The following is a 20,047-nucleotide window of genomic DNA, read 5'->3' as shown; positions in this document are numbered from 1 at the left end:
CCGCGATGACCGTATTCCGTGCAACCCGGCCGCTCGATTGGCGACAGGTGGCGACAGTGGCGGCCGGCGAGCCGTTGCAACTGTCGGACGACACGCGCAAGCGCGTCGTTGCCGCTCGCGAACTCGTCGACGCGATCGTCGCGCGCGGGATTCGCGCGTACGGCGTCAATACCGGCGTCGGTGCGCTGTGCGACGTCATCGTGTCGCCGGCGCAGCAGAGCGCGTTGTCGCGCAGCATCCTGATGAGCCATGCGGTCGGCGTCGGCATGCCGCTCGGCGCGGCCGAAACGCGCGCGATCATCGCGGCGGCGATCAACAATTACGCGCACGGACATTCGGGCGTGCGAGCCGACGTGGTTGACCAGCTCGTCGCGCTGCTCGACCACGATTGCCTGCCGGAGGTGCCCGCGCATGGCTCGGTCGGCTATCTGACCCACATGGCGCACGTCGCGCTCGTTTGCATCGGGCATGGCCATGCGCGCCATCGCGGCGAACGCATTTGCGGCGACGAGGCGCTGCGGCGCATCGGCCGCGAACCGCTCGCGCTCGGCGCGAAGGAGGGATTGAGCCTGGTCAACGGCACGCCCTGCGTGACCGGGCTCGCGGCACTCGCGCTCGCCCGCGCGGAACGGCTGCTCGACTGGGCCGACTGGATCGCGGCGGCCAGCTTCGAGAATCTTGGCGGGCAGCTTGCCGCGTTCGACCCGGCATCGCTCGCGCTGCGGATTTCGCCGGGTATCGCGCACGTCGGTGCGCGCTTGCGGACGATGCTCGCCGACAGCCCGATGCTTGCCGCGGCCAACGGCCGGCATACGCAGGATCCGCTCAGCCTGCGCACGATTCCGCACGTGCATGGCGCGGCCCGCGACGTGTTCGCGGTTACGGCGGAGGTCGTCGATCGCGAGCTTGCATCCGTGACCGACAACCCGATCGTGGCCGGCACGCGCGACGCGCCGGTCGTTTATTCACAGGCGCACGCGGTCGGCGCCGGCATCGCGCTGGCGATGGACAGTCTCGCCGCCGCGATGGCGCAGGTTGCGGCCATCGCCGAGCGGCGGCTCGACCGTCTCGTCAATCCGCTCGTGAGCGGGCTGCCCGCGTTCCTTGCGGCGCCGGGCGGCACGTGCTCGGGGTTCATGATCGCGCAGTACACGGCGGTTGCGCTGGTCGCGCAGAACCAGCGGCTCGCGGCGCCCGCGAGCCTCGACGGCGGTATCACGTCCGGGCTGCAGGAAGACCATCTGTGTCACGCGACGCCGGCCGCGCTGAAGGCGCTCGACATCATCGAAAATGCGACGCGTGTGCTCGCGATCGAGCTGCTTGCCGCCGCGCAGGCCTACGATCTGCAGACGAATGCAGCGGGCAGGGCCGCATCGACCGACGCGTTGTGGCGGCATGTCCGCGAACGCGTGCCGGTGTATCGCGACGACCGGCCGCTTGCGGACGACATCGCGGTCGCGTCGCGCATCGTCGCGGGCGAAGCGCCGCCGTTGCAGTGACGGCGGGCGGCTCATCCATCATTCATTCGGTCGAGGGCGCATGAACGAAACGGAACGACGACATTCCGCCCGGCCGGCGATCGCATCGGCCGATGCCGTGCCGGCGCGCGCACTGCCAGCCTATCAACAGATCAAGCGCTACGTCGTCGAACGGATCGCGAAGGGCGACTGGAAGCCGGGCGGCGCGATCCCGACCGAGGCCGAGCTGGTCAAGGAATTCGGCGTCGCGCGGATGACGGTGTCGCGCGCGCTGCGCGAACTGACAGCCGAACGCGTACTGACCCGCATCCAGGGCGCCGGCACGTTCGTCGAGCGCCGGCATTACGAATCGACGGTACTGGAAATCCGCAATATCGCCGACGAGATCGCCGAGCGCGGTCATCGGCACAGTGCGCGCGTCTTGCTGATCGAGCGCAGCGTCGACGCGGAAGCGATCGAAGCGCTCGGACTGCGTTCCGGGCCCGTGTTTCACTCGCGCATCGTGCATTTCGAGGAAGACGAGCCGATCCAGTTCGAGGATCGCTACGTCAATCCGGCATTGTTTCCCGACTATCTGGAGCAGGACTTCACGGTCGAGACCCCGAACCACTACATGGTGCGGCTCGCGCCGATCCAGCGCGCGGAGTTCCGGATCTACGCGGAGAAACCCAATGCGCAGGTGCGCCGCCATCTCGTGATGGAAATCGGCGAACCATGCCTGGTGCTGACGCGCCGCACGTGGGTCGGCGAGCACGTCGCGACGTCGGTCCGGCTGTGGCATCCGGCGTCGCGGTTTCATCTGGCAGGGACGATGTAGCGCCCCGCATCACGCGCGCAGCAGCCCCCGCACCGCCAGATTCGCATACAACGCGCGCACGCCGAAAGTCCACGGCGCGATCTCCGTGCACAGCCGCACGGTATTGACGAGCGCGCCGAGCGCGGGCGTGGAGATGGTCACGCGATCGCCGAGGTGATGCGTGAAGCCGCCGCCGGGCGTGTCGCGATCCTGGATCGGCGAGAACATCGTGCCGAGAAAGAGCATGAAGCCGTCCGGGTACTGATGATGCGCGCCGCAGGTCTGCGCGACGAGCTCGGCCGGGTCGCGGCTGATCTCGCGCATGTGGCTGACGCCGTCGAGCACGAAGCCGTCGTCCGCGCCTTCGACGCGCAGCGATACGCTCGCCTGCCGCACGCTGTCCAGCGTGAAACCGTCGCCGAACAGCCGCACGAACGGACCGATCGCGCACGAGCCGTTGTTGTCCTTGCATTTGCCAAGCAGCAACGCGGAGCGGCCTTCGATATCGCGCAGGTTCACGTCGTTGCCGAGCGCCGCGCCCACCGGCCGGCCGTCGCTGCTGACGGCCAGCACGATCTCCGGTTCCGGGTTGTTCCACACGGATGCCGGCAGCAACCCGACGTCCGCGCCAAAGCCGACCGCCGACATCGGCTGAGATTTCGAGAACACCTCCGCATCGGGGCCGATGCCGACCTCCATGTATTGCGACCACGCGCCGCGGCGCTCGAGCTCGGCCTTCAGGCGCATCGCCGCTTCCGAGCCGGGAACGATTTTCGACAAATCGGTGCCGATCGTCGCGGCAATCGTTTCGCGCACGGCGCGCGCTTTGGCCGGATCGCCGCCGGCCTGTTCCTCGATCACGCGTTCGATCAGGCTGACCGCAAACGTGACGCCGCACGCCTTGATCGCCTGCACGTCGGATGGCGCGAGCAGATGCATGGCGCCAGGCGTGCCGTCGAGCGCCGCCTGCAGCAGCGGCTCGACGCGGCCGAGCGGTTCGCCCGGCGCCGCACGCGCGATTTCGACCGCATCGGGGCGGTCGAACAGATCAGCGGTGGTCGGCACGGTGCGGGTGATGTCGAACAGCTCGCCGTCGCGCACGGCGACGACGCTCGGGCCCGCATGAGCGCCGTCGTGTCGCCAGACGCGGCCGATCAGCAGCGCTTGGGCGAGGTCGTGCGGCAGGCAATCGGAAGCGGATAGATTACGCATGGTCAGCTCGGCAAGGGTCGTGGGGCGGTTCGGTCAGTGCGAGTGGCGCGGGTTGCCGCGCTGCTCGATCACCTTCAGGTACAGCGTGGCCGGTTCGAGACAGCCGCCGGTGGACAACTGGCCGACGAAACGGCGATAAAGCTCCTGCCACGGCGTTTGCGCCTGCGGCACGGCGTAGCTTGCCGTGTCGCGTCGGCGTGCGAGCTCGTCTGCATCGACGAGCACGTCCACGCTGCGGCGATTCAGGTCGACGCGGATGCGATCGTTCGTGCGCAGCAGCGCAAGGCCGCCGCCCACCGCGGCTTCCGGCGACACGTTCAGGATCGACGGACTCGCCGACGTGCCGCTCTGGCGCCCGTCGCCCAGGCACGGCAGCGACGTCACGCCGCGCTTCACGAGCTCGGCCGGCGGCGCCATGTTGACGACCTCCGAGCTGCCCGGGTAGCCGACCGTGCCGCAGCCGCGGATCACCAGGATGCAGCGTTCGTCGATCTGCAACGCGGGATCGTTGATGCGGGCATGGTAATCCTCGGGGCCGTCGAACACGATCGCGCGCGCCTCGAACGTATTCTCCGCACCGGGCTCGGCGAGGTAGGTCCGGCGAAAAGCGTCGCCGACCACCGACATCTTCATGATCGCGCTGTCGAAGAAGTTGCCCGACAGCACCATGAAGCCCGCGCCATGCTTGAGCGGTTCGTCGGGGGTGCGAATCACGTCGCGGTCGGCGTCCGGCGCGGCGTCGGCGATCTCGCCGATCGCGCGGCCGGATACCGTCAGGCAGTCGCGCCGCAGCAGGCCGGCCGCATCGAGCTGGCGCAGCACGGCGGGCACGCCGCCCGCGCGGTGGAAGCTCTCGCCAAGGTATTCGCCGGCCGGCATGCAATTGACGAGCAGCGGCACGGCTTCGCCGAAACGCTGCCAGTCGTCCAGGCTCAGTTCGACGCCCATGTGGCGCGCGATCGCAATCAGGTGCGGCGGGCAGTTCGTCGATGCGCCGAGCGCGGACGCGACGACGATCGCGTTCTCGAACGCCGCACGCGTCATGATCTTCGACGGGCGCACGTCGTCGCGAACCAGTTCGACTGCGCGCTTGCCCGTCGCGTACGCCATCTGGCCGCGCTCGCGGTACGCGGCGGGAATGCTCGCGCAGCCCGGCAGCGACATGCCGAGCGCTTCCGCCAGGCTGTTCATCGACAATGCGGTGCCCATGGTATTGCAGTGGCCGATCGACGGCGACGATGCGGTGGTCAGCTGCATGAAGCCTTCGTAGTCGATGTCGCCGGCCGCCAGCAGGTTGCGGGCATGCCAGATCACCGTGCCCGAGCCGACGCGCTTGCCCTCGTGCCAGCCGTCGAGCATCGGGCCGCCCGACAGCACGATGGCTGGCATGTCGACCGTGGCCGCGGCCATCAGGCACGCGGGCGTGGTCTTGTCGCAGCCGGTGGTGAGCACCACACCGTCCAGCGGAAAACCATGGAGCACTTCGACGAGCCCGAGGTACGCGAGATTGCGATCGAGCGCGGCCGTAGGCCGGCGGCTCTGCTCGGCGAGCGGATGCACGGGGAACTCCATCGGAATGCCGCCCGCGTCGCGGATGCCTGCCTTGGTGCGCTCCGCCAGTTCGATATGGTGGCGGTTGCATGGCGCCAGATCGCTGCCCGTCTGCGCGATGCCGATGACCGGACGCCCGGACTGCAGTTCTTCGCGCGTGAGGCCGTAGTTCATGAAGCGCTCGACATAAAGCGCGGTCATGTCGGCGTGCGCGGGATCGTCGAACCATTCCTGGCTGCGCAGGCGGCGAGCGGTTTGTGACATGGGGGCTGTCTCCGAATGGGGCCGTGGCCGATTTTTCGTACCGGATAGTTACCGGTAACATACGGGTCGATGTTAGCACGGAGATTTCGCGTCGAGGAAGGACGATTTTGCGTACGCGTGCTGCCTGGGGCGCGAGCGCGTGCCGCATCCATGCGCCGGTTCGCATGACATCGAACCGGCCGGATCCACATGCGCGGCGCGCCGTTCGTGCGTGCGTGTGTCGGAGGGGCGGAGCGACGCGATGCGCGCCCGTGAACGCGCGCACGCCGCGCGCCGGCACGCGGCCGTTAACGCTCCATCCGGCAGCAGGAATTCAGTGGCTCAGGCGCTTTCCCGCGCGACGATCGTGTAATCGATGCGGATGCTGCGCGAGTCAAACGGCTCACCGTCATCGCGCGCCTGCAGCGCGGCCAGCAGCGCCTCGCCCGTGTGTCGGCCGATGCCATAGGCATCGACCGACACGGTTGTGATGGTCGGGTGGCAGCAGCTCGCGACCTCGAAGTTGCCGAAGCCGGCCACGGCCACGTCCGTCGGCACCGACAGCCCGCGCCGGTGGCATTCCATGATCGCGCCGAACGCCGACATGTCGCTCACGCACATCACCGCGTCGATGTCCGGCCACTGCTCGAGCATGGCTGCCATGGCGGGGCCGCCGTGGCTCATCGTGATCGGCGAATCGCCAAGCCGCACGACGCGCGGCGCGCCCAGTCCGAGTGCCTTGATCTCCGCCTGGTATCCCTTGAGCCGGTCCAGGCCGCGGCGGTCCAGTTCGCTGGCGCCGCCGAGAAAGCCGATGCGCCGGTAACCGCGCTCGGCGAGGTGCCGCACCATCGCACGCGCGGCGCGCACGTTGGAAAAACCCACGGCGGTATCGATCGGACGCGTGGGCAGATCCCACATCTCGACCACCGGAATGGACGAGCGAGCGAGCAACTTGCGCGTTGCATCGGTATGCTGCGCGCCGGTCAACGCGACGCAGCGCGGCTGGTGACGCAACATCGACCGCACCAGCCGTTCTTCGCGTTCGAGGTCGTAGTCGGTGTCGCCGAGCAGCAGTTGCAGGCCGTGCGGCTCCAGCGCGTCGGTCAGGCCGCGCACCGTGTCGGAGAAGTTCGAGCTCGACAGCGACGGCACCAGCACCGCGACGAATTCGGAGCGCCCCGACGACAGGGCGCCCGCCGCGGCGTCGGCCACGTAGCCGAGCTGATCGATGGCCCGGCACACGCGTTCCCGCGTGTCGGCGGCCACGCTGTGGCCGGCAAGCACGCGCGACACCGTCATCTTCGATACGCCGGCCAGGCGCGCTACGTCGGACATGCGGGGCGGTCCGGCGGGCCGGACGGCGGTAGGACTGGGCATCGGAATCGCAATCGGGAGAAAGCCGGGAAGGCTACATCATACCGGCGCCCGATGCCGCGCAGGCCGGCTGCCGCCCGTCCGCTGCCGCGACCCTTGCACTAGGGAAACCACGCGGGTTGCAGGCCTTGTACGCGTCCGTCCCGGCATGCTACCTTGATTGATGTTATCGGTATCAGAGCGCCGGTTGCTCCCGTCGTCCCGTCGGCGGTTTTTTTTCGCGTCGGAATGTTATCGGTAACATATGCGCATGACCGAACCCGCCGGTACGAAGAAGACCTATACGATCAGGAGACGACACCGATGCCATCCATTGCCCAGACCGCTGCCGCGTCGGCCGCGGCCGACCCGTCCGAGGACGCCCTTTACCGGAAGGTGATGCGGCGCATCCTGCCGTTGCTGCTGCTCTGTTACGTCGTCGCGTATCTGGACCGCGTCAACGTGGGTTTCGCGAAGCTGCAAATGCTCGACGATCTGCGGTTGAGCGACGGCGTCTACGCGCTCGGCGCGAGCATTTTCTTCTGGGGCTATTTTCTGTTCGAGATGCCGAGCAACCTGCTGCTGCACCGCTACGGCGCCCGCTTCTGGATCGCGCGGATCATGATCACGTGGGGGATCGTGTCGTCGTCGATGGCCTTCATCGTGCCGCTTGCGCAGTTCTTCCACGTGCAGACGTCCACCATGTTCTACACGCTGCGCTTCCTGCTCGGCCTGTGCGAAGCCGGCTTCTTTCCGGGCGTGATCCTGTACATGAACTACTGGTTCCCTGCGCGGCGCCAGAGCGTGGCCATGTCGGGGTTCCTGGTGGCGATCCCGTTGAGTCTCACGCTCGGCAGCGTGGTTTCAGGTTGGCTGATGGAACAGACGCACGGGCTGTCGGGCATGAGCGGCTGGCAATGGATGTTGCTGCTCGAAGGGCTGCCGTCGATCGTGGTGGCGTTCATCGTGCTCGCCTGCCTCGGCGACGGTCCGCAATCGGCGAAGTGGCTGTCGGCCGACGAGAAGGCGGTGCTGTCGCGCAATCTCGAACGCGAGGCCACGCACAAGTCGCACAGCGCCGGCGCCGCGCTGCGCAGCCCGCGCGTATGGCTGCTCACCTTCATCCTGCTCACGTTCAATACCGGCTTCTACGGGCTCGCGTTCTGGCTGCCGTCGATCATTCGCGCGTCGGGCGTGAAGAGCCCGGTGCATATCGGCCTGCTGACCGCGATTCCGTACCTCACGGCCATTTTCGCGATGGTGTGGAATGCATCGCACGCGCGCAAGACCGGCGAGCGCCGCCTGCACGCGGCGATTCCCGCGCTGATCGGCGGTGTCGGGCTGATCCTGAGCGCGGCGTGCGCGCAGAACGTCGCACTGTCGATCGTGTTCCTGACCGTCGCCACTTGCGGGATCCTCGCGCTGATGCCGATCTACTGGACGTTCCCCGGCCAGATCCTGTCGGGCACGGCAGCAGCTGCGGGCATTGCGCTGATCAACTCGGTGGGCAACCTGTCCGGCTTCACGGGTTCGATGATCACCGGCATCGCGAAGGAAATGACCGGCAACATCAACAACGGCACCTATGCGCTCGGCGCCTGCCTGCTGGTCAGCTGCGTGCTGATCCTGTCGATTCCGCGCAGCATCCTGCGGCCGCCGGCCGACCGGTAGCAGGAAGCGAACGTGCCGGCCGCCGGGAAGAGCCCGCACGAGCTCGCGGCAGCGGGGAAGCCGCAGGGAAAACGGCGAATTGCGCGATCCAAAACTTAAACGAAACGTGATCCCTTTCCGGCGCGAAATTCCGCACAATGGCGGTAACGCGGCGTGGCTGCCGCGATTCGTCCCCGGTCGTCGGTAATCGGCGCCGGGCCGTCCGGAACTGCCTTCCGGCTTCCCAGACCGTACCGCCGCACGACTTGCCGCCACCATGGACCACCCCAAACGCATCCTGATCGTCGAAGACGACGCGGACATCGCCGATGTGCTCAGCCTGCACCTGCGCGACGAGCGCTACGAGGTCGTGCATAGCGCGGACGGCACCGAAGGCCTGCGCCTGCTCGAACAGGGCAACTGGGACGCGCTGATCCTCGACCTGATGCTGCCGGGCGTCGACGGCCTCGAAATCTGCCGTCGGGCCCGCGCGATGGCGCGCTACACGCCGATCATCATCACCAGCGCACGCTCGAGCGAGGTGCACCGGATCCTCGGGCTCGAGCTCGGCGCCGACGACTACCTCGCGAAGCCGTTCTCGGTGCTCGAACTCGTCGCTCGGGTGAAGGCGCTGTTGCGGCGTGTCGACGCGCTCGCGCGCGACTCGCGGATCGATGCGGGCACGCTCGACGTCGCGGGCCTGTCGATCGACCCGATCGCGCGGGAAGCGAGCGTCGACGGCACGCGCATCGACCTCACGCCCCGCGAATTCGACCTGCTGTATTTCTTCGCGCGGCACCCGGGCAAGGTGTTCTCGCGGATGGACCTGCTGAACGCCGTGTGGGGTTACCAGCACGAAGGCTACGAACACACGGTGAACACCCACATCAACCGGCTGCGCGCGAAGATCGAGGCCGATCCGGCCGAGCCGGTGCGGATCCTCACCGTATGGGGCCGCGGCTACAAGCTCGCCGCGCCGGGCCAGCGGGACGGGTGATGAAACTGACTCTCACCCAGCGGGTGTCGTGCGTGTTCGCGGTGCTGCTCCTCGCATGTTCGGGCGCGTCCGCGTGGCTGCAGATTCGTGCGAACGACATGCGCGAGAAGGAAGTCGTGCAGAACCTGTCGCGCGATCTCGCCGCGCATATCGCGGGCAGCACGCCGCTGATGGACGCGAACGGGCTGCGCCCGGACGCCGTGCGCACGCTGTTCGGCCAGTTGATGGGCGTGAACCCGAGCGTGGAGGTGTACCTGCTCGACAACGCGGGGCGCATCAAGGGCGACGACGCGCCGCCGGGCCACGTGAAGCGCGACCGTGTCGATCTCGCTCCGGTGCAGCGCTTCATCGCGGGCGACCCGCTGCCGATCCTCGGCGACGATCCGCGCAGCCCGGACGCACGCAAGGTGTTCAGCGCCGCGCCGCTGCAGCGTGCAGGGCAGCCGCCTTCGGGCTATATCTACGTGGTGCTGCTCGGCGAAGCGCACGACCGGCTGGCCGCGCGCTTCGACGCCGGCAACGTGTTGCGCACGACGCTATGGTCGATGGCGGTCGTCGCGTTGCTCGGGCTGCTCGCGGGCCTGACCGCGTTCAGCTTCATTACGCGCCCGCTGCGCCGGCTGACCGACGCGATGCGCCGCTTCGACGCGGACGGTGCGCCCGACACGCAGCCGCCGGTGCCGCGTTCGCCGCCAGGGCGGCGCGGCGACGACATCGCGGTGCTCGAATCCGCGTTCGCGCAGATGGCCGACCGGATCGGCGACCAGTGGCGCGCATTGACGCGCCAGGACCAGCAGCGCCGCGAACTGATCACGAACATCTCGCACGATCTGCGCACGCCGCTGACGTCGCTGCACGGCTATCTGGAAACGTTGTCGCTGAAGTCCGACACGCTCGCCGAGGCCGAACGCCGCCGCTATCTGTCGATCGCGCTCGCGCAGAGCGCGAAGGTCGGCCGGCTCGCGCAGGCGCTGTTCGAGCTCGCGCGGCTCGAGTCGGGCGGCGTGCAGGCCGAGCGCGAGCCGTTCTCGCTCGTCGATCTCGTGCAGGACGTATTCCAGAAGTTCGAACTGGCCGCACAGTCGCGCGGCATCGCACTGCATGCGCGAATTCCGTCGCGCGTGCCGGCCGTATCGGCCGATCTCGCGATGATCGAGCGCGTGCTGACGAACCTGCTCGACAACGCGTTGCGGCATACGCCACAACACGGCGAAGTCGAAGTCGCGCTGACGCCGCGCGACGATCGCGTGGTCGTGACCGTGTCCGACACCGGCGAAGGGATTCCGCCGGCGCGGCGCGAAGGGCTGTTCCAGCGTCCGCAGCGGCCGATGAACGTCGGCACGGCGACGAGCGGCGGCCTCGGCCTGCTGATCGTGCACCGGATGCTCGCGCTGAACGGCAGCGCGATCCGGCTCGTCGAGCGGGACGGGCGCGGTGCGGTGTTCGAGTTCGCGTTGCCGGTCGCGCAGCCGGCGGCGGGCGAGGGGCGGTGAAACTGCGCGCGGGTTCCCGGCTGCCAGCTCCCTCCCAGCTCAAAGCTCAAAGCTCAACGCGCGGCGAACTACCCGCCGCGCCTGCGCCGCGCGTCGCTCGGCGTCATGCCGGTCCAGCGCTTGAACGCATGGCGGAATCCGACCGTGTCGCTGAAGCCGGGCGTCAGTGCGATGTCCTCGGTGCGGAGCGTGGTGGTGCCCGGATAGTCGATTGCGAGCGACTGCGCACGCTCGTCCACAACTCGCTGTACGACGTGCCTCCGGCGTCGAGCTTGCGGCGCAGCGGGCGCGACGTCATGCGCAGCGTGTCGGCGATGGCGTCGATGTGGGCGAATGGCCCCAGCGTGCGAGTCAGTTCCTGATACACGCGCCGCCGCGCGGTCGAGCGTCGTCTGCCGAAGTCGATGGTCGGCGAGATCCTGCGCCGCGAGCCCGGCCGCGTCGACTGATGGCGCCGAAGCGCCGGGTGCTCACCGGCGCGCGGGCCGATGCGCGGACAACCGGTAAAGCCTCGGCCGCAGCCGCGAGCGCACCGACAGCCCTGCATCGGCCGCTCAAGTACAATGCGAGCGGTTCGATCGACGGGGATGCGATGACCGGTTCAGACTCACCTGCCGCCCGGCCCGGGCGAGCGCTGCCTTCGCCGAGCGCGACGGTGCCGATCTCGCTCGTGAACGGGTTTCTCGCGAGCGCGGGCGTGCAACGCGACGTGGTCGAGCGCTACCTGCGCGGCGCCGCCATCCCGCTCGAGCTGCTCGGCGAGCCGCATGCACGCGTGACGGAAGAGCAGTTCTCGACGCTGTATCGCACGCTCGCGATCGATCTCGACGACGAGATGCCGGGCATCTTCTCGCGCCCGCTGCGCGGCGGCACGCTGAAGTATCTGTGCCTGAGCCTGCTCGATGCGCGCAACCTCGAAACGGCGCTGCATCGTTTCGGCCAGTTCTTCCATATCCTGCTCGACGACTTCTTCGTCGAATCGAAGCGCGACGGTCTGGTCGCGCAGGTGCTGCTGCGCCCGAACCCGGCCGTCGGCCCGATCGGCGCGCTCGGCCAGGAGCTGATGCTCAAGCTCGTGCACGGCGTGTGCTCGTGGCTGATCGGGCAGAAGATTCCGCTGCTGAAGATCGAGCTCGCGTGTCCGCGGCCGCGCCACGCGGTCGAGCACCTGTACTTCTTCACGGGGGCCGTGCAGTTCGACTGCGAACGTACGCTGATGCGCTTCAGCGCCGACTACCTCGACGCGCCGATCCGGCAGAGCAAGCGAAACCTGCGCAAGTTTCTCGCACGCGCGCCGGGCGACTGGATCTTCGAATCGTTCAGCGAGCAGCTCGTGTGTCATCGCGTGCGGCAGTACCTGTCGGCGGCGCTGCCCGACCTGCCGGTGATCGATCAGGCCGCCGAGCACCTGCATTGCTCGGTGCGCACGCTGAGTCGTCACCTCGCCGCGGAAGGCACGACGTTCCAGGCGCTCAAGGACGAACTGCGGCGCGACATCGCGATCCAGCGGCTGACCGACACACTCGACACGATCGCGGCGATCGGCGCAGATATCGGCTTCGACGATCCGAGCGCGTTTCATCGCGCATTCCGGCACTGGACGGGCAGTACGCCGGGGACTTACCGGCGGCGTGCGTAACGCGGCGGGCGGAATCTGCCCGCGTCGAACTTGTTCCCATAACCGGCATCCTTCGCGCGCTCCCATGGATGGCTCCCGTCGGGGCCGCTCGTCAATGCACGGCGCGCACCGGCGTTCGGCGACGCGCACGCCGCGAGCAGCCAGCATGATGCGCAGGCGCGGAGAAATCACGAAGCGGTTCGTCGATCATCGTCGTTCGGCTTTCTCGAAGCCGGTAGCGCGCCCACCGCGCCAACCGATGTGAACGTGCGCCGCCGCGTTTATCGTCCGCGTGCGGCGGTGCGGCGAGGGTGGGAGAGGGTTGCTACGACGTGCGACGCAGACGGGTGGATGCCGGGTGCGGACAACGCGTCCGGCCCGGGCATCCGCGATGATGGTTCGGCGCGTGCGCGGCGCCGGAGCGGCTTGGCGGCCGGCTCCCGCGCGCGGCCGGATTCAGGCCTTCAGCGCACCGAAGATCTCGTCCAGCATCGATTTCGCGTCGCCGAACAGCATCCGGTTGTTGTCCTTGTAGAACAGCGGATTGTCGACGCCCGCGTAGCCGGACGCCATGCTGCGCTTCATCACGATCGACGTCTTCGCCTTCCACACTTCCAGCACCGGCATCCCGGCGATCGGGCTCGACGGGTCGTCCTGCGCGGCCGGGTTCACGATGTCGTTCGCGCCGATCACCATCGACACGTCGGCTTCGGGAAAGTCGTCGTTGATCTCGTCCATCTCCATCACGATGTCGTACGGCACCTTCGCTTCGGCCAGCAGCACGTTCATGTGGCCGGGCATGCGGCCCGCGACCGGATGGATCGCGAAGCGCACGTCCACGCCTTTCTCGCGCAGCAGCTTCGTCAGTTCGAATACCGTGTGCTGGGCCTGCGCAACGGCCATCCCATAGCCGGGTACGATGATTACGCGCTTCGCCTCGCGCAGCAGCTCGGCCGTCTCCGCCGCGCTGACCGCGACCGCTTCGCCGGCCGGTTGCGCACCGCCGCCGGCAGCCGCCGGCGCGCCGGCGCCGCTGCCGAAGCCGCCCGCGATCACGCTGATGAAATTGCGGTTCATCGCGCGGCACATGATGTACGACAGGATCGCACCGGACGAGCCGACCAGCGCGCCGATCACGATCAGCAGGTCGTTGCCGAGCATGAAGCCGGTCGCGGCCGCGGCCCACCCCGAGTAGCTGTTGAGCATCGACACGACGACGGGCATGTCCGCGCCGCCGATCGCCATCACCATGTGCACGCCGAACAGCAGCGAGATCACGGTCATCACGACGAGCGGCAGCATGCCGTCCTGGATCGTCTCCGCATGCAGGAACGCGCGGCCGAAGTACAGCACGATCAGCAGCGCGGCGAGATTCAGCCAGTGCCGTGCGGGCAGCAGCAGCGGCTTGCCGCCGATCTTGCCCGACAGCTTGCCGAACGCGATGATCGAGCCCGCGAACGTCACGGCACCGATCAGGATGCCGACATAAATCTCGACCTCGTGAATGGCCTTCTCCGCGCCGGTGAAAGGCAATGACGTGTCGATGTAGCTCGCGAAACCGACGAGGCACGCCGCGAGACCGACGAGGCTGTGCATCAGCGCGACCAGTTCGGGCATCTGCGTCATCTGCACCTTCTTTGCGGCGTAGAGGCCGATCGCGCCGCCGACGACCAGCGCGGCGACCACGTACGGAATGCCGGCGGCCGACACGCGCGGGCCGGCGACCGTCGCCAGCACGGCGATCAGCATGCCGATCATGCCGAGCAGGTTGCCGCGGCGCGCGGTTTCGGGGTTCGCGAGGCCGCCGAGGCTCAGGATGAACAGGATCGCGGCGCCGATATAGGAGACGGTAGTCAGGTTGGAAGTCATTATTGTCGTCCCCTTATTTGCGGAACATCGCCAGCATGCGGCGCGTGACCGCGAAGCCGCCGAACATGTTGACGGCCGTGAGCGTCAGCGCGCCGACCGCGAGGCCGAGGATCAGCCCCGACGGACGATCGCCGGCATTAGCCAGCTCGCCGAGCGGCGGTGCGACCTGCACGAGCGCGCCGATCGCGATGATCGACGAGATCGCGTTGGTCACGCTCATCAGCGGCGTGTGCAGCGACGGCGTGACGTTCCAGATGACCATGTAGCCGACGAAGCACGCGAGCACGAACACCGTGAAGTGCGACAGGAAGCTGGCCGGTGCGAACTGGCCGACCAGCAGGAATGCGACTGCGCCGATCGCGAACACGATCGCGAGCGCCTTCGCCGACATCGGCTCGCCGCTGTGGCCGTGACCTTTCGACTTCGCCGGCGCGGCTGCCGCGGGTGCGGCCGCGGCCGGTTTGGGCGCGACGGCCGGCTGCTTGAGCGGCGGCGGCGGCCACGTGACGCTGCCTTCCTTGATTACGGTGAGGCCGCGGATCGCGTCGTCGTCGAAATCGACGTTGATCGTGCCGTCCTTGCCTTTGCAAAGCTCCTCGATCACGCGCAGCAGGTTCGTCGCGTACAGCGTCGACGACTGCCGCGACAGACGCGATGCGAGATCGGTATAGCCGACGATCGTTACGCCGTGGCGCACGACGGCCTCGCCCGGAACCGTGAGCTCGCAGTTGCCGCCCTGTTCGGCGGCCATGTCGACGATCACGCTGCCGGGCTTCATCGACTGCACCATGTCGGCGGTGATCAGCTTCGGCGCCGGCTTGCCGGGAATCAGCGCGGTCGTGATGATGATGTCGGCGTCCTTCGCCTGCTGCGCGTACATCGCGCGCTGCGCCTGCTGGAAGCCTTCGCTCATCACCTTCGCATAACCGCCGCCGCCCGAGCCTTCCTCTTCGTAGTCGACCTTGACGAATTCGCCGCCGAGCGACTTGACCTGATCGGCCACTTCCGCACGCGTGTCGTTGGCGCGCACGATCGCGCCGAGGCTTGCGGCCGTGCCGATCGCGGCCAGCCCCGCCACGCCGGCGCCGGCGATGAACACCTTGGCCGGCGGGATCTTGCCGGCCGCGGTGACCTGCCCGTTGAGGAAGCGGCCGAACGCATGCGCGGCCTCGATCACCGCGCGATAGCCGCTGATACCGGCCATCGACGTGAGCGCGTCCATCTTCTGCGCGCGCGACAGCGTGCGCGGCAGAGAATCGATCGCGAGCACGGTCGCGCGCTTCGCCGCGAGCTGCTGCATCAGTTCGGGATTCTGCGCGGGCCACACGAAGCCGATCAGCGTGCCGCCTTCGCGCATCAGCGCGACTTCGTCGCTGCTCGGCGGGCGCACCTTCAACACGATGTCGCTGCCCGACCACAGCTCGGCCGCGGTCGCGGCGATGCTGGCGCCGGCCGCGCGATACGCGTCGTCGTCAAAGTTCGCGCCGGCACCGGCGCCGCTTTGAACGGCCACCGCAAACCCCAGCTTGATCAGTTTCTCGACCACTTCGGGAACGGTCGCAACGCGCCGTTCGCCGGTGGCTGTCTCCACAGGAATCCCAATCTGTAATGTCATAGTATGAAAGATGGGTGATGGCCATCGCGAAGCGCGCGGGCCGGTGCGTCAAGTTACCAGAATCATGCGGGTGTTTTGTGCACAGGCTGCATGATTGCATAACAAAAATGCACGGTCGTTCGTAGTGCGCGGATGATGCTTTCGCCGCGATGCGCGCGCGTGTCGGGGAAGGGCAGCACGCGGTCGCGTCGAGCACATCCTCCGTTGCACTGTTGTGTTTTATCGACGCGCACGCAGCATCCTGTCGAGCGGTTGCTGACCATGCGCGTGCAGGCCGGTCGCGCTGCGCGGCGCCGCGCGAAACCGGCGGCGTATCTTCAACGTGCCGTCCGGGCGCTGGAAACGGTTCCGGCGCGATTGCGCGATCCGGCGGCGCGTTAGTGCCGTCGGCCCGCGCCGGCCGGTACGCGCGGTGCGTGCGGTTGCCGCCGCATTCGCCGAAACCGGTGACGGCCAAACCCGCAGCCGGCCGGGCTTTTGGCGGATCGCCCGCACATCTGGTGGCCGATTTTGTCACCATCTGGGCCGGATATGACAATGGAAATCGGCCGGTTCGGCATTACGATGGGCTACGACGTCGCCTGGCGCTGGCCGGTTTTGCCGCAGCGGCCCGGGCCGCGCGCCTCATTCACCGCCTGATTTGGAACATCGACCATGAGCTATAACGCCCCTGTCAAGGACATGCTGTTCGTGCTGAAGGAACTCGCGGGCATCGACACCGTCGCGCAGCTGCCGGGCTTCGAGGAAGCCGGCTACGACACCGCGCAGGCCGTGCTCGACGAATCCGCGAAGTTCTGTGGCGAAGTGCTGGCGCCGCTGAACGTCGAAGGCGACCGCAACCCGAGCAGCTGGAAGGACGGCGTCGTGACCGCGACGCCGGGCTTCGGCGCCGCGTTCCGCCAGTTCGTCGAAGGCGGCTGGCAGGGCCTGCAGCATCCGGTCGAGTACGACGGCCAGGGGCTGCCGAAGCTGATCGCGACGCCGTGCATCGAGATGCTGAACGCGTCGAACCTGTCGTTCGCGCTGTGTCCGTTGCTCACCGACGGCGCGATCGAGGCCCTGCTGACGGCCGGCACCGACGAACAGAAGCAGCGTTACGTGCCGAAGCTGATCTCGGGAGAATGGACGGGCACGATGAACCTGACCGAGCCGCAGGCCGGCTCGGACCTCGCGCTGGTGCGCTCGCGCGCCGAGCCGCAGGGCGACGGCACGTACAAGGTGTTCGGCACCAAGATCTTCATCACGTGGGGCGAGCACGACATGGCGGACAACATCGTCCATCTCGTGCTGGCGCGCACGCCGAATGCGCCGGAAGGCGTAAAGGGCATTTCGCTGTTCATCGTCCCGAAGTTCCTCGTCAACGAAGACGGCTCGCTCGGCGCACGTAACGACGTGCACTGCGTATCGATCGAGCACAAGCTCGGGATCAAGGCGAGCCCGACCGCGGTGCTGCAATACGGCGACCACGGCGGCGCGATCGGTTACCTGGTCGGCGAAGAGAATCGCGGCCTCGAATACATGTTCATCATGATGAACGCCGCGCGCTTCGGTGTCGGGATGCAGGGAATCGGCGTCGCCGACCGTGCATACCAGAAGGCCGCGGCTTTCGCGAAGGAGCGTGTACAAAGCCGCCCGGTCGACGGATCGGCGAAGCAGTCGGTGACCATCATCCATCACCCGGACGTGCGCCGGATGCTCGGCACGATGCGCGCGCTGACCGAGGGCGCGCGCGCACTCGCGTACGTGGCCGCCGCGCACAGCGACATCGCACACCGTCATTCGGACAACGCGACGCGCGCGCGTCATCAGGCAATTTATGAATATCTGGTCCCGGTCGTGAAGGGCTGGAGCACCGAGATGGTGAACGACGTGGCGAGTCTCGGCGTGCAGGTGCACGGCGGGATGGGCTTCATCGAGGAAACCGGCGCCGCGCAGTATTACCGCGATGCGCGAATCCTTGCGATCTACGAAGGCACGACCGCGATCCAGGCGAACGATCTGGTCGGCCGCAAGACGCTGCGCGACGGCGGCGCGGTCGCGAAGGCGCTGATCGCGGAGATCGGCGATACGGTCGCGGCGCTCGGCAAGATCGACGGCGCAGCGGCTGCATCGATGAAGACGCAGCTCGAGAACGGTGCGCGCGCGTTGTCGACGGTGGTCGACTACGTGCTCGCAAACGCGAAGCAGGATCCGAACGCGGTGTTCGCGGGCAGCGTGCCGTACCTGAAACTCGCGGGTGTCGTGCTGTGCGGATGGCAGATGGCCCGCGCGCTGCTGGCCGCGCATGCGAACCGCGCGAGCGACACGGCGTTCTTCGACGCGAAGATCGCAGTCGCACAATGCTATGCGGAGCACGTGCTTGTGCAGGCAGGCGCGCTCGAAACGTCGATCGTCGGCGCGAAGGGCAACGAGAGCGTGCTCGCATTGACGGAAGACCAGTTCTGACCGTAACGGTCGGGGCGCAGGAGGAGACAGGATTTTGACCACACAGGACTTGCTCGCGCAGTACGGCCCGCGCGAATCGATGGAATACGACGTCGTGATCGTCGGCGGCGGCCCCGCCGGGCTGTCGGCGGCGATCCGGCTCAAGCAGCTGGCCGCCGAGAAAGGCGCCGAGATCGGCGTGTGCGTGCTCGAGAAGGGTTCCGAGATCGGCGCGCACATCCTGTCGGGCGCGGTGATGGACCCGCGCGCGATCACCGAGCTGTTCCCCGACTGGAAGGAACGAGGCGCGCCTTTGAACGTCGAGGTGACGGAAGACCGCTTCCTGTTCCTGTCCGAAAAGAGCGCGGTGCAGACGCCGAACTGGGCGCTGCCCGACAACTTCAAGAATCACGGCAACTACGTGATCTCGCTGGGCAACGTCACGCGCTGGCTCGGGGCGCAGGCCGAAGCGCTCGGCGTGGAGATCTTCCCGGGCTTTCCGGCCGCGGAGATTCTCTACAACGACGACGGCTCGGTGAAGGGCGTCGCCACGGGCAACATGGGCGTGGGCAAGGACGGCGAGCCGACCGAGAACTTCCAGCTCGGCATGGAGCTGCACGCGAAGTACACGCTGTTCGCCGAAGGCTGCCGCGGCCACCTCGGCCGCCAATTGATTTCGAAGTTCAAGCTCGACGCGAACGCCGATCCGCAGGCGTACGGGATCGGCATCAAGGAACTGTGGGAAATCGATCCGGCCAAGCACAAGCCGGGTCTCGTGATCCACACGGCCGGCTGGCCGCTGAAGTCGGACACGTACGGCGGCTCGTTCCTGTACCACATGGACAACAACCAGGTCGTGGTCGGTTTCGTGGTGGGCCTCGGCTACACGAACCCGTACCTGTCGCCGTTCGAGGAATTCCAGCGCTACAAGACGCATCCGTCGATCCGCGCGTTCCTTGAAGGCGGCAAGCGCGTGTCGTACGGCGCGCGCGCGATCACGGCCGGCGGCCTGCTGTCGTTGCCGAAGACGGTGTTCCCGGGCGGCGCGCTGATCGGCGACGACGCCGGTTTCCTGAACGCATCGCGGATCAAGGGCAGCCACGCGGCGATCAAGACCGGCATGCTCGCGGCCGATGCAGCGTTCGACGCGGTGCAGGCCGGCCGCCAGTCGGACGAACTGAACGCGTATCCCGACGCATTCAAGCAATCGTGGCTGTACACGGAGCTGTACCGCGCACGCAACTTCAAGCAATGGATGGCGAAGGGCCTGTATCTCGGCACGCTGATGGTCGGGCTCGAGCAGAAGGTGATGGGCGGCAACGTGCCGTGGACGCTGCACCACAAGCACGCGGATCACGAGATGCTGAAGCCGGCGTCGCAGTGCGAGCCGATCGCGTATCCGAAGCCGGACGGCAAGCTGACGTTCGACCGGCTGTCGTCGGTGTTCATCTCGAACACGAACCACGAGGAAAACCAGCCCGCGCATCTGACGCTGAAGGACGCGAGCGTGCCGGTGAACGTGAACCTGCGCACGTACGCGGGGCCGGAGGCGCGCTTCTGCCCGGCGGCGGTGTACGAGTTCGTGAAGAACGACGACGGCAGCGACCGGCTGGTGATCAACGCGCAGAACTGCGTGCACTGCAAGACCTGCGATATCAAGGACCCGACGCAGAACATCGTGTGGGTCACGCCCGAAGGCGGCGGCGGGCCGAATTACCCGAACATGTAACGCAAACGCATCCTGC

General features: G+C 67.6%; 14 protein-coding genes and 1 pseudogene. 9 read left to right on the top strand and 6 right to left on the bottom strand.

Going from position 1 to position 20,047, the window contains the following annotated elements; all coding sequences use genetic code 11:
- The first annotated feature begins 5 nt into the window (after window positions 1-5).
- Together WK25_RS17240 and hutC are read left to right on the top strand one after the other, a co-directional pair.
- Window positions 6-1,499, top strand: coding sequence for an HAL/PAL/TAL family ammonia-lyase (locus WK25_RS17240; protein ID WP_059545783.1), 1,494 nt, complete (start codon window positions 6-8; stop codon window positions 1,497-1,499).
- A 40-nt stretch (window positions 1,500-1,539) separates the two neighbouring features.
- Window positions 1,540-2,295: a histidine utilization repressor gene (gene hutC / locus WK25_RS17235; RefSeq protein WP_038570764.1), complete on the top strand. Its 756-nt coding sequence runs from the start codon at window positions 1,540-1,542 to the stop codon at window positions 2,293-2,295.
- Window positions 2,296-2,304: 9 nt separating this feature from the next.
- Here the strand turns inward: hutC and WK25_RS17230 are convergent, their stop codons facing one another.
- The 3 genes from WK25_RS17230 to WK25_RS17220 all read right to left on the bottom strand — a co-directional run bounded on the left by WK25_RS17230 (window position 2,305) and on the right by WK25_RS17220 (window position 6,660).
- On the bottom strand, window positions 2,305-3,486 hold the full coding sequence (locus tag WK25_RS17230) for a fumarylacetoacetate hydrolase family protein (protein WP_069242194.1): 1,182 nt from the start codon (window positions 3,484-3,486) through the stop codon (window positions 2,305-2,307).
- Window positions 3,487-3,519: 33 nt separating this feature from the next.
- Window positions 3,520-5,301, bottom strand: a complete 1,782-nt coding sequence (locus WK25_RS17225; RefSeq protein ID WP_038570759.1) for an IlvD/Edd family dehydratase — start codon at window positions 5,299-5,301, stop codon at window positions 3,520-3,522.
- Between the two features lie 321 nt (window positions 5,302-5,622).
- On the bottom strand, window positions 5,623-6,660 hold the full coding sequence (locus tag WK25_RS17220) for a LacI family DNA-binding transcriptional regulator (RefSeq protein WP_080294420.1): 1,038 nt from the start codon (window positions 6,658-6,660) through the stop codon (window positions 5,623-5,625).
- Between the two features lie 300 nt (window positions 6,661-6,960).
- On the opposite strand from WK25_RS17220, the gene WK25_RS17215 reads away from it, so the two are divergent.
- The 3 genes from WK25_RS17215 (at window position 6,961) to WK25_RS17205 (ending at window position 10,776) form a co-directional block, all read left to right on the top strand.
- Entirely contained in the window at window positions 6,961-8,307 is a 1,347-nt protein-coding gene (locus WK25_RS17215) for an MFS transporter (protein WP_069242193.1), read from the top strand.
- Window positions 8,308-8,563: 256 nt separating this feature from the next.
- Window positions 8,564-9,283: a response regulator transcription factor gene (locus WK25_RS17210; RefSeq protein ID WP_038570751.1), complete on the top strand. Its 720-nt coding sequence runs from the start codon at window positions 8,564-8,566 to the stop codon at window positions 9,281-9,283.
- On the top strand, window positions 9,283-10,776 hold the full coding sequence (locus WK25_RS17205) for a sensor histidine kinase (RefSeq protein WP_069242192.1): 1,494 nt from the start codon (window positions 9,283-9,285) through the stop codon (window positions 10,774-10,776). The genes WK25_RS17210 and WK25_RS17205 overlap by 1 nt, the downstream gene beginning before the upstream one ends.
- Before the next feature lie 68 nt (window positions 10,777-10,844).
- Here the strand turns inward: WK25_RS17205 and WK25_RS31325 are convergent.
- Window positions 10,845-11,152, bottom strand: a pseudogene (locus WK25_RS31325) (helix-turn-helix domain-containing protein); the annotation flags it as partial.
- 72 nt (window positions 11,153-11,224) lie between these two features.
- Here WK25_RS31325 and WK25_RS17200 point away from each other — a divergent pair.
- Complete coding sequence (locus WK25_RS17200) at window positions 11,225-12,415, top strand: AraC family transcriptional regulator (RefSeq protein WP_226209381.1); 1,191 nt, start codon at window positions 11,225-11,227, stop codon at window positions 12,413-12,415.
- A gap of 435 nt (window positions 12,416-12,850) precedes the next feature.
- On the opposite strand, the gene pntB is transcribed toward WK25_RS17200, so the two are convergent.
- Together pntB and WK25_RS17190 are read right to left on the bottom strand one after the other, a co-directional pair.
- On the bottom strand, window positions 12,851-14,263 hold the full coding sequence (pntB, locus tag WK25_RS17195) for a Re/Si-specific NAD(P)(+) transhydrogenase subunit beta (RefSeq protein WP_038570745.1): 1,413 nt from the start codon (window positions 14,261-14,263) through the stop codon (window positions 12,851-12,853).
- A 13-nt stretch (window positions 14,264-14,276) separates the two neighbouring features.
- Window positions 14,277-15,878, bottom strand: a complete 1,602-nt coding sequence (locus WK25_RS17190; RefSeq protein WP_038570742.1) for a Re/Si-specific NAD(P)(+) transhydrogenase subunit alpha — start codon at window positions 15,876-15,878, stop codon at window positions 14,277-14,279.
- A gap of 446 nt (window positions 15,879-16,324) precedes the next feature.
- Here WK25_RS17190 and WK25_RS31750 point away from each other — a divergent pair, with 446 nt between their 5' ends.
- The 3 genes from WK25_RS31750 (at window position 16,325) to WK25_RS17175 (ending at window position 20,031) form a co-directional block, all read left to right on the top strand.
- Window positions 16,325-16,543 carry a hypothetical protein gene (locus WK25_RS31750; RefSeq protein ID WP_144245301.1) on the top strand — a complete coding sequence of 73 codons (219 nt, stop codon included), beginning with the start codon at window positions 16,325-16,327 and terminating at the stop codon, window positions 16,541-16,543.
- Window positions 16,533-18,323 carry an acyl-CoA dehydrogenase gene (locus WK25_RS17180; protein ID WP_069242190.1) on the top strand — a complete coding sequence of 597 codons (1,791 nt, stop codon included), beginning with the start codon at window positions 16,533-16,535 and terminating at the stop codon, window positions 18,321-18,323. The genes WK25_RS31750 and WK25_RS17180 overlap by 11 nt, the downstream gene beginning before the upstream one ends.
- Window positions 18,324-18,402: 79 nt before the next feature.
- Window positions 18,403-20,031 (top strand): electron transfer flavoprotein-ubiquinone oxidoreductase, encoded by a 1,629-nt coding sequence (locus tag WK25_RS17175; protein WP_413169633.1) that lies wholly within the window; start codon window positions 18,403-18,405, stop codon window positions 20,029-20,031.
- The last annotated feature ends 16 nt before the right edge of the window (window positions 20,032-20,047 follow it).

Source organism: Burkholderia latens (assembly GCF_001718795.1).
GTDB classification, from domain to species: Bacteria; Pseudomonadota; Gammaproteobacteria; order Burkholderiales; family Burkholderiaceae; genus Burkholderia; species Burkholderia latens_A.
The sequence above is the reverse complement of the archived record's forward strand: the minus strand, read 5'-3'. Positions and strand labels throughout refer to the sequence as shown.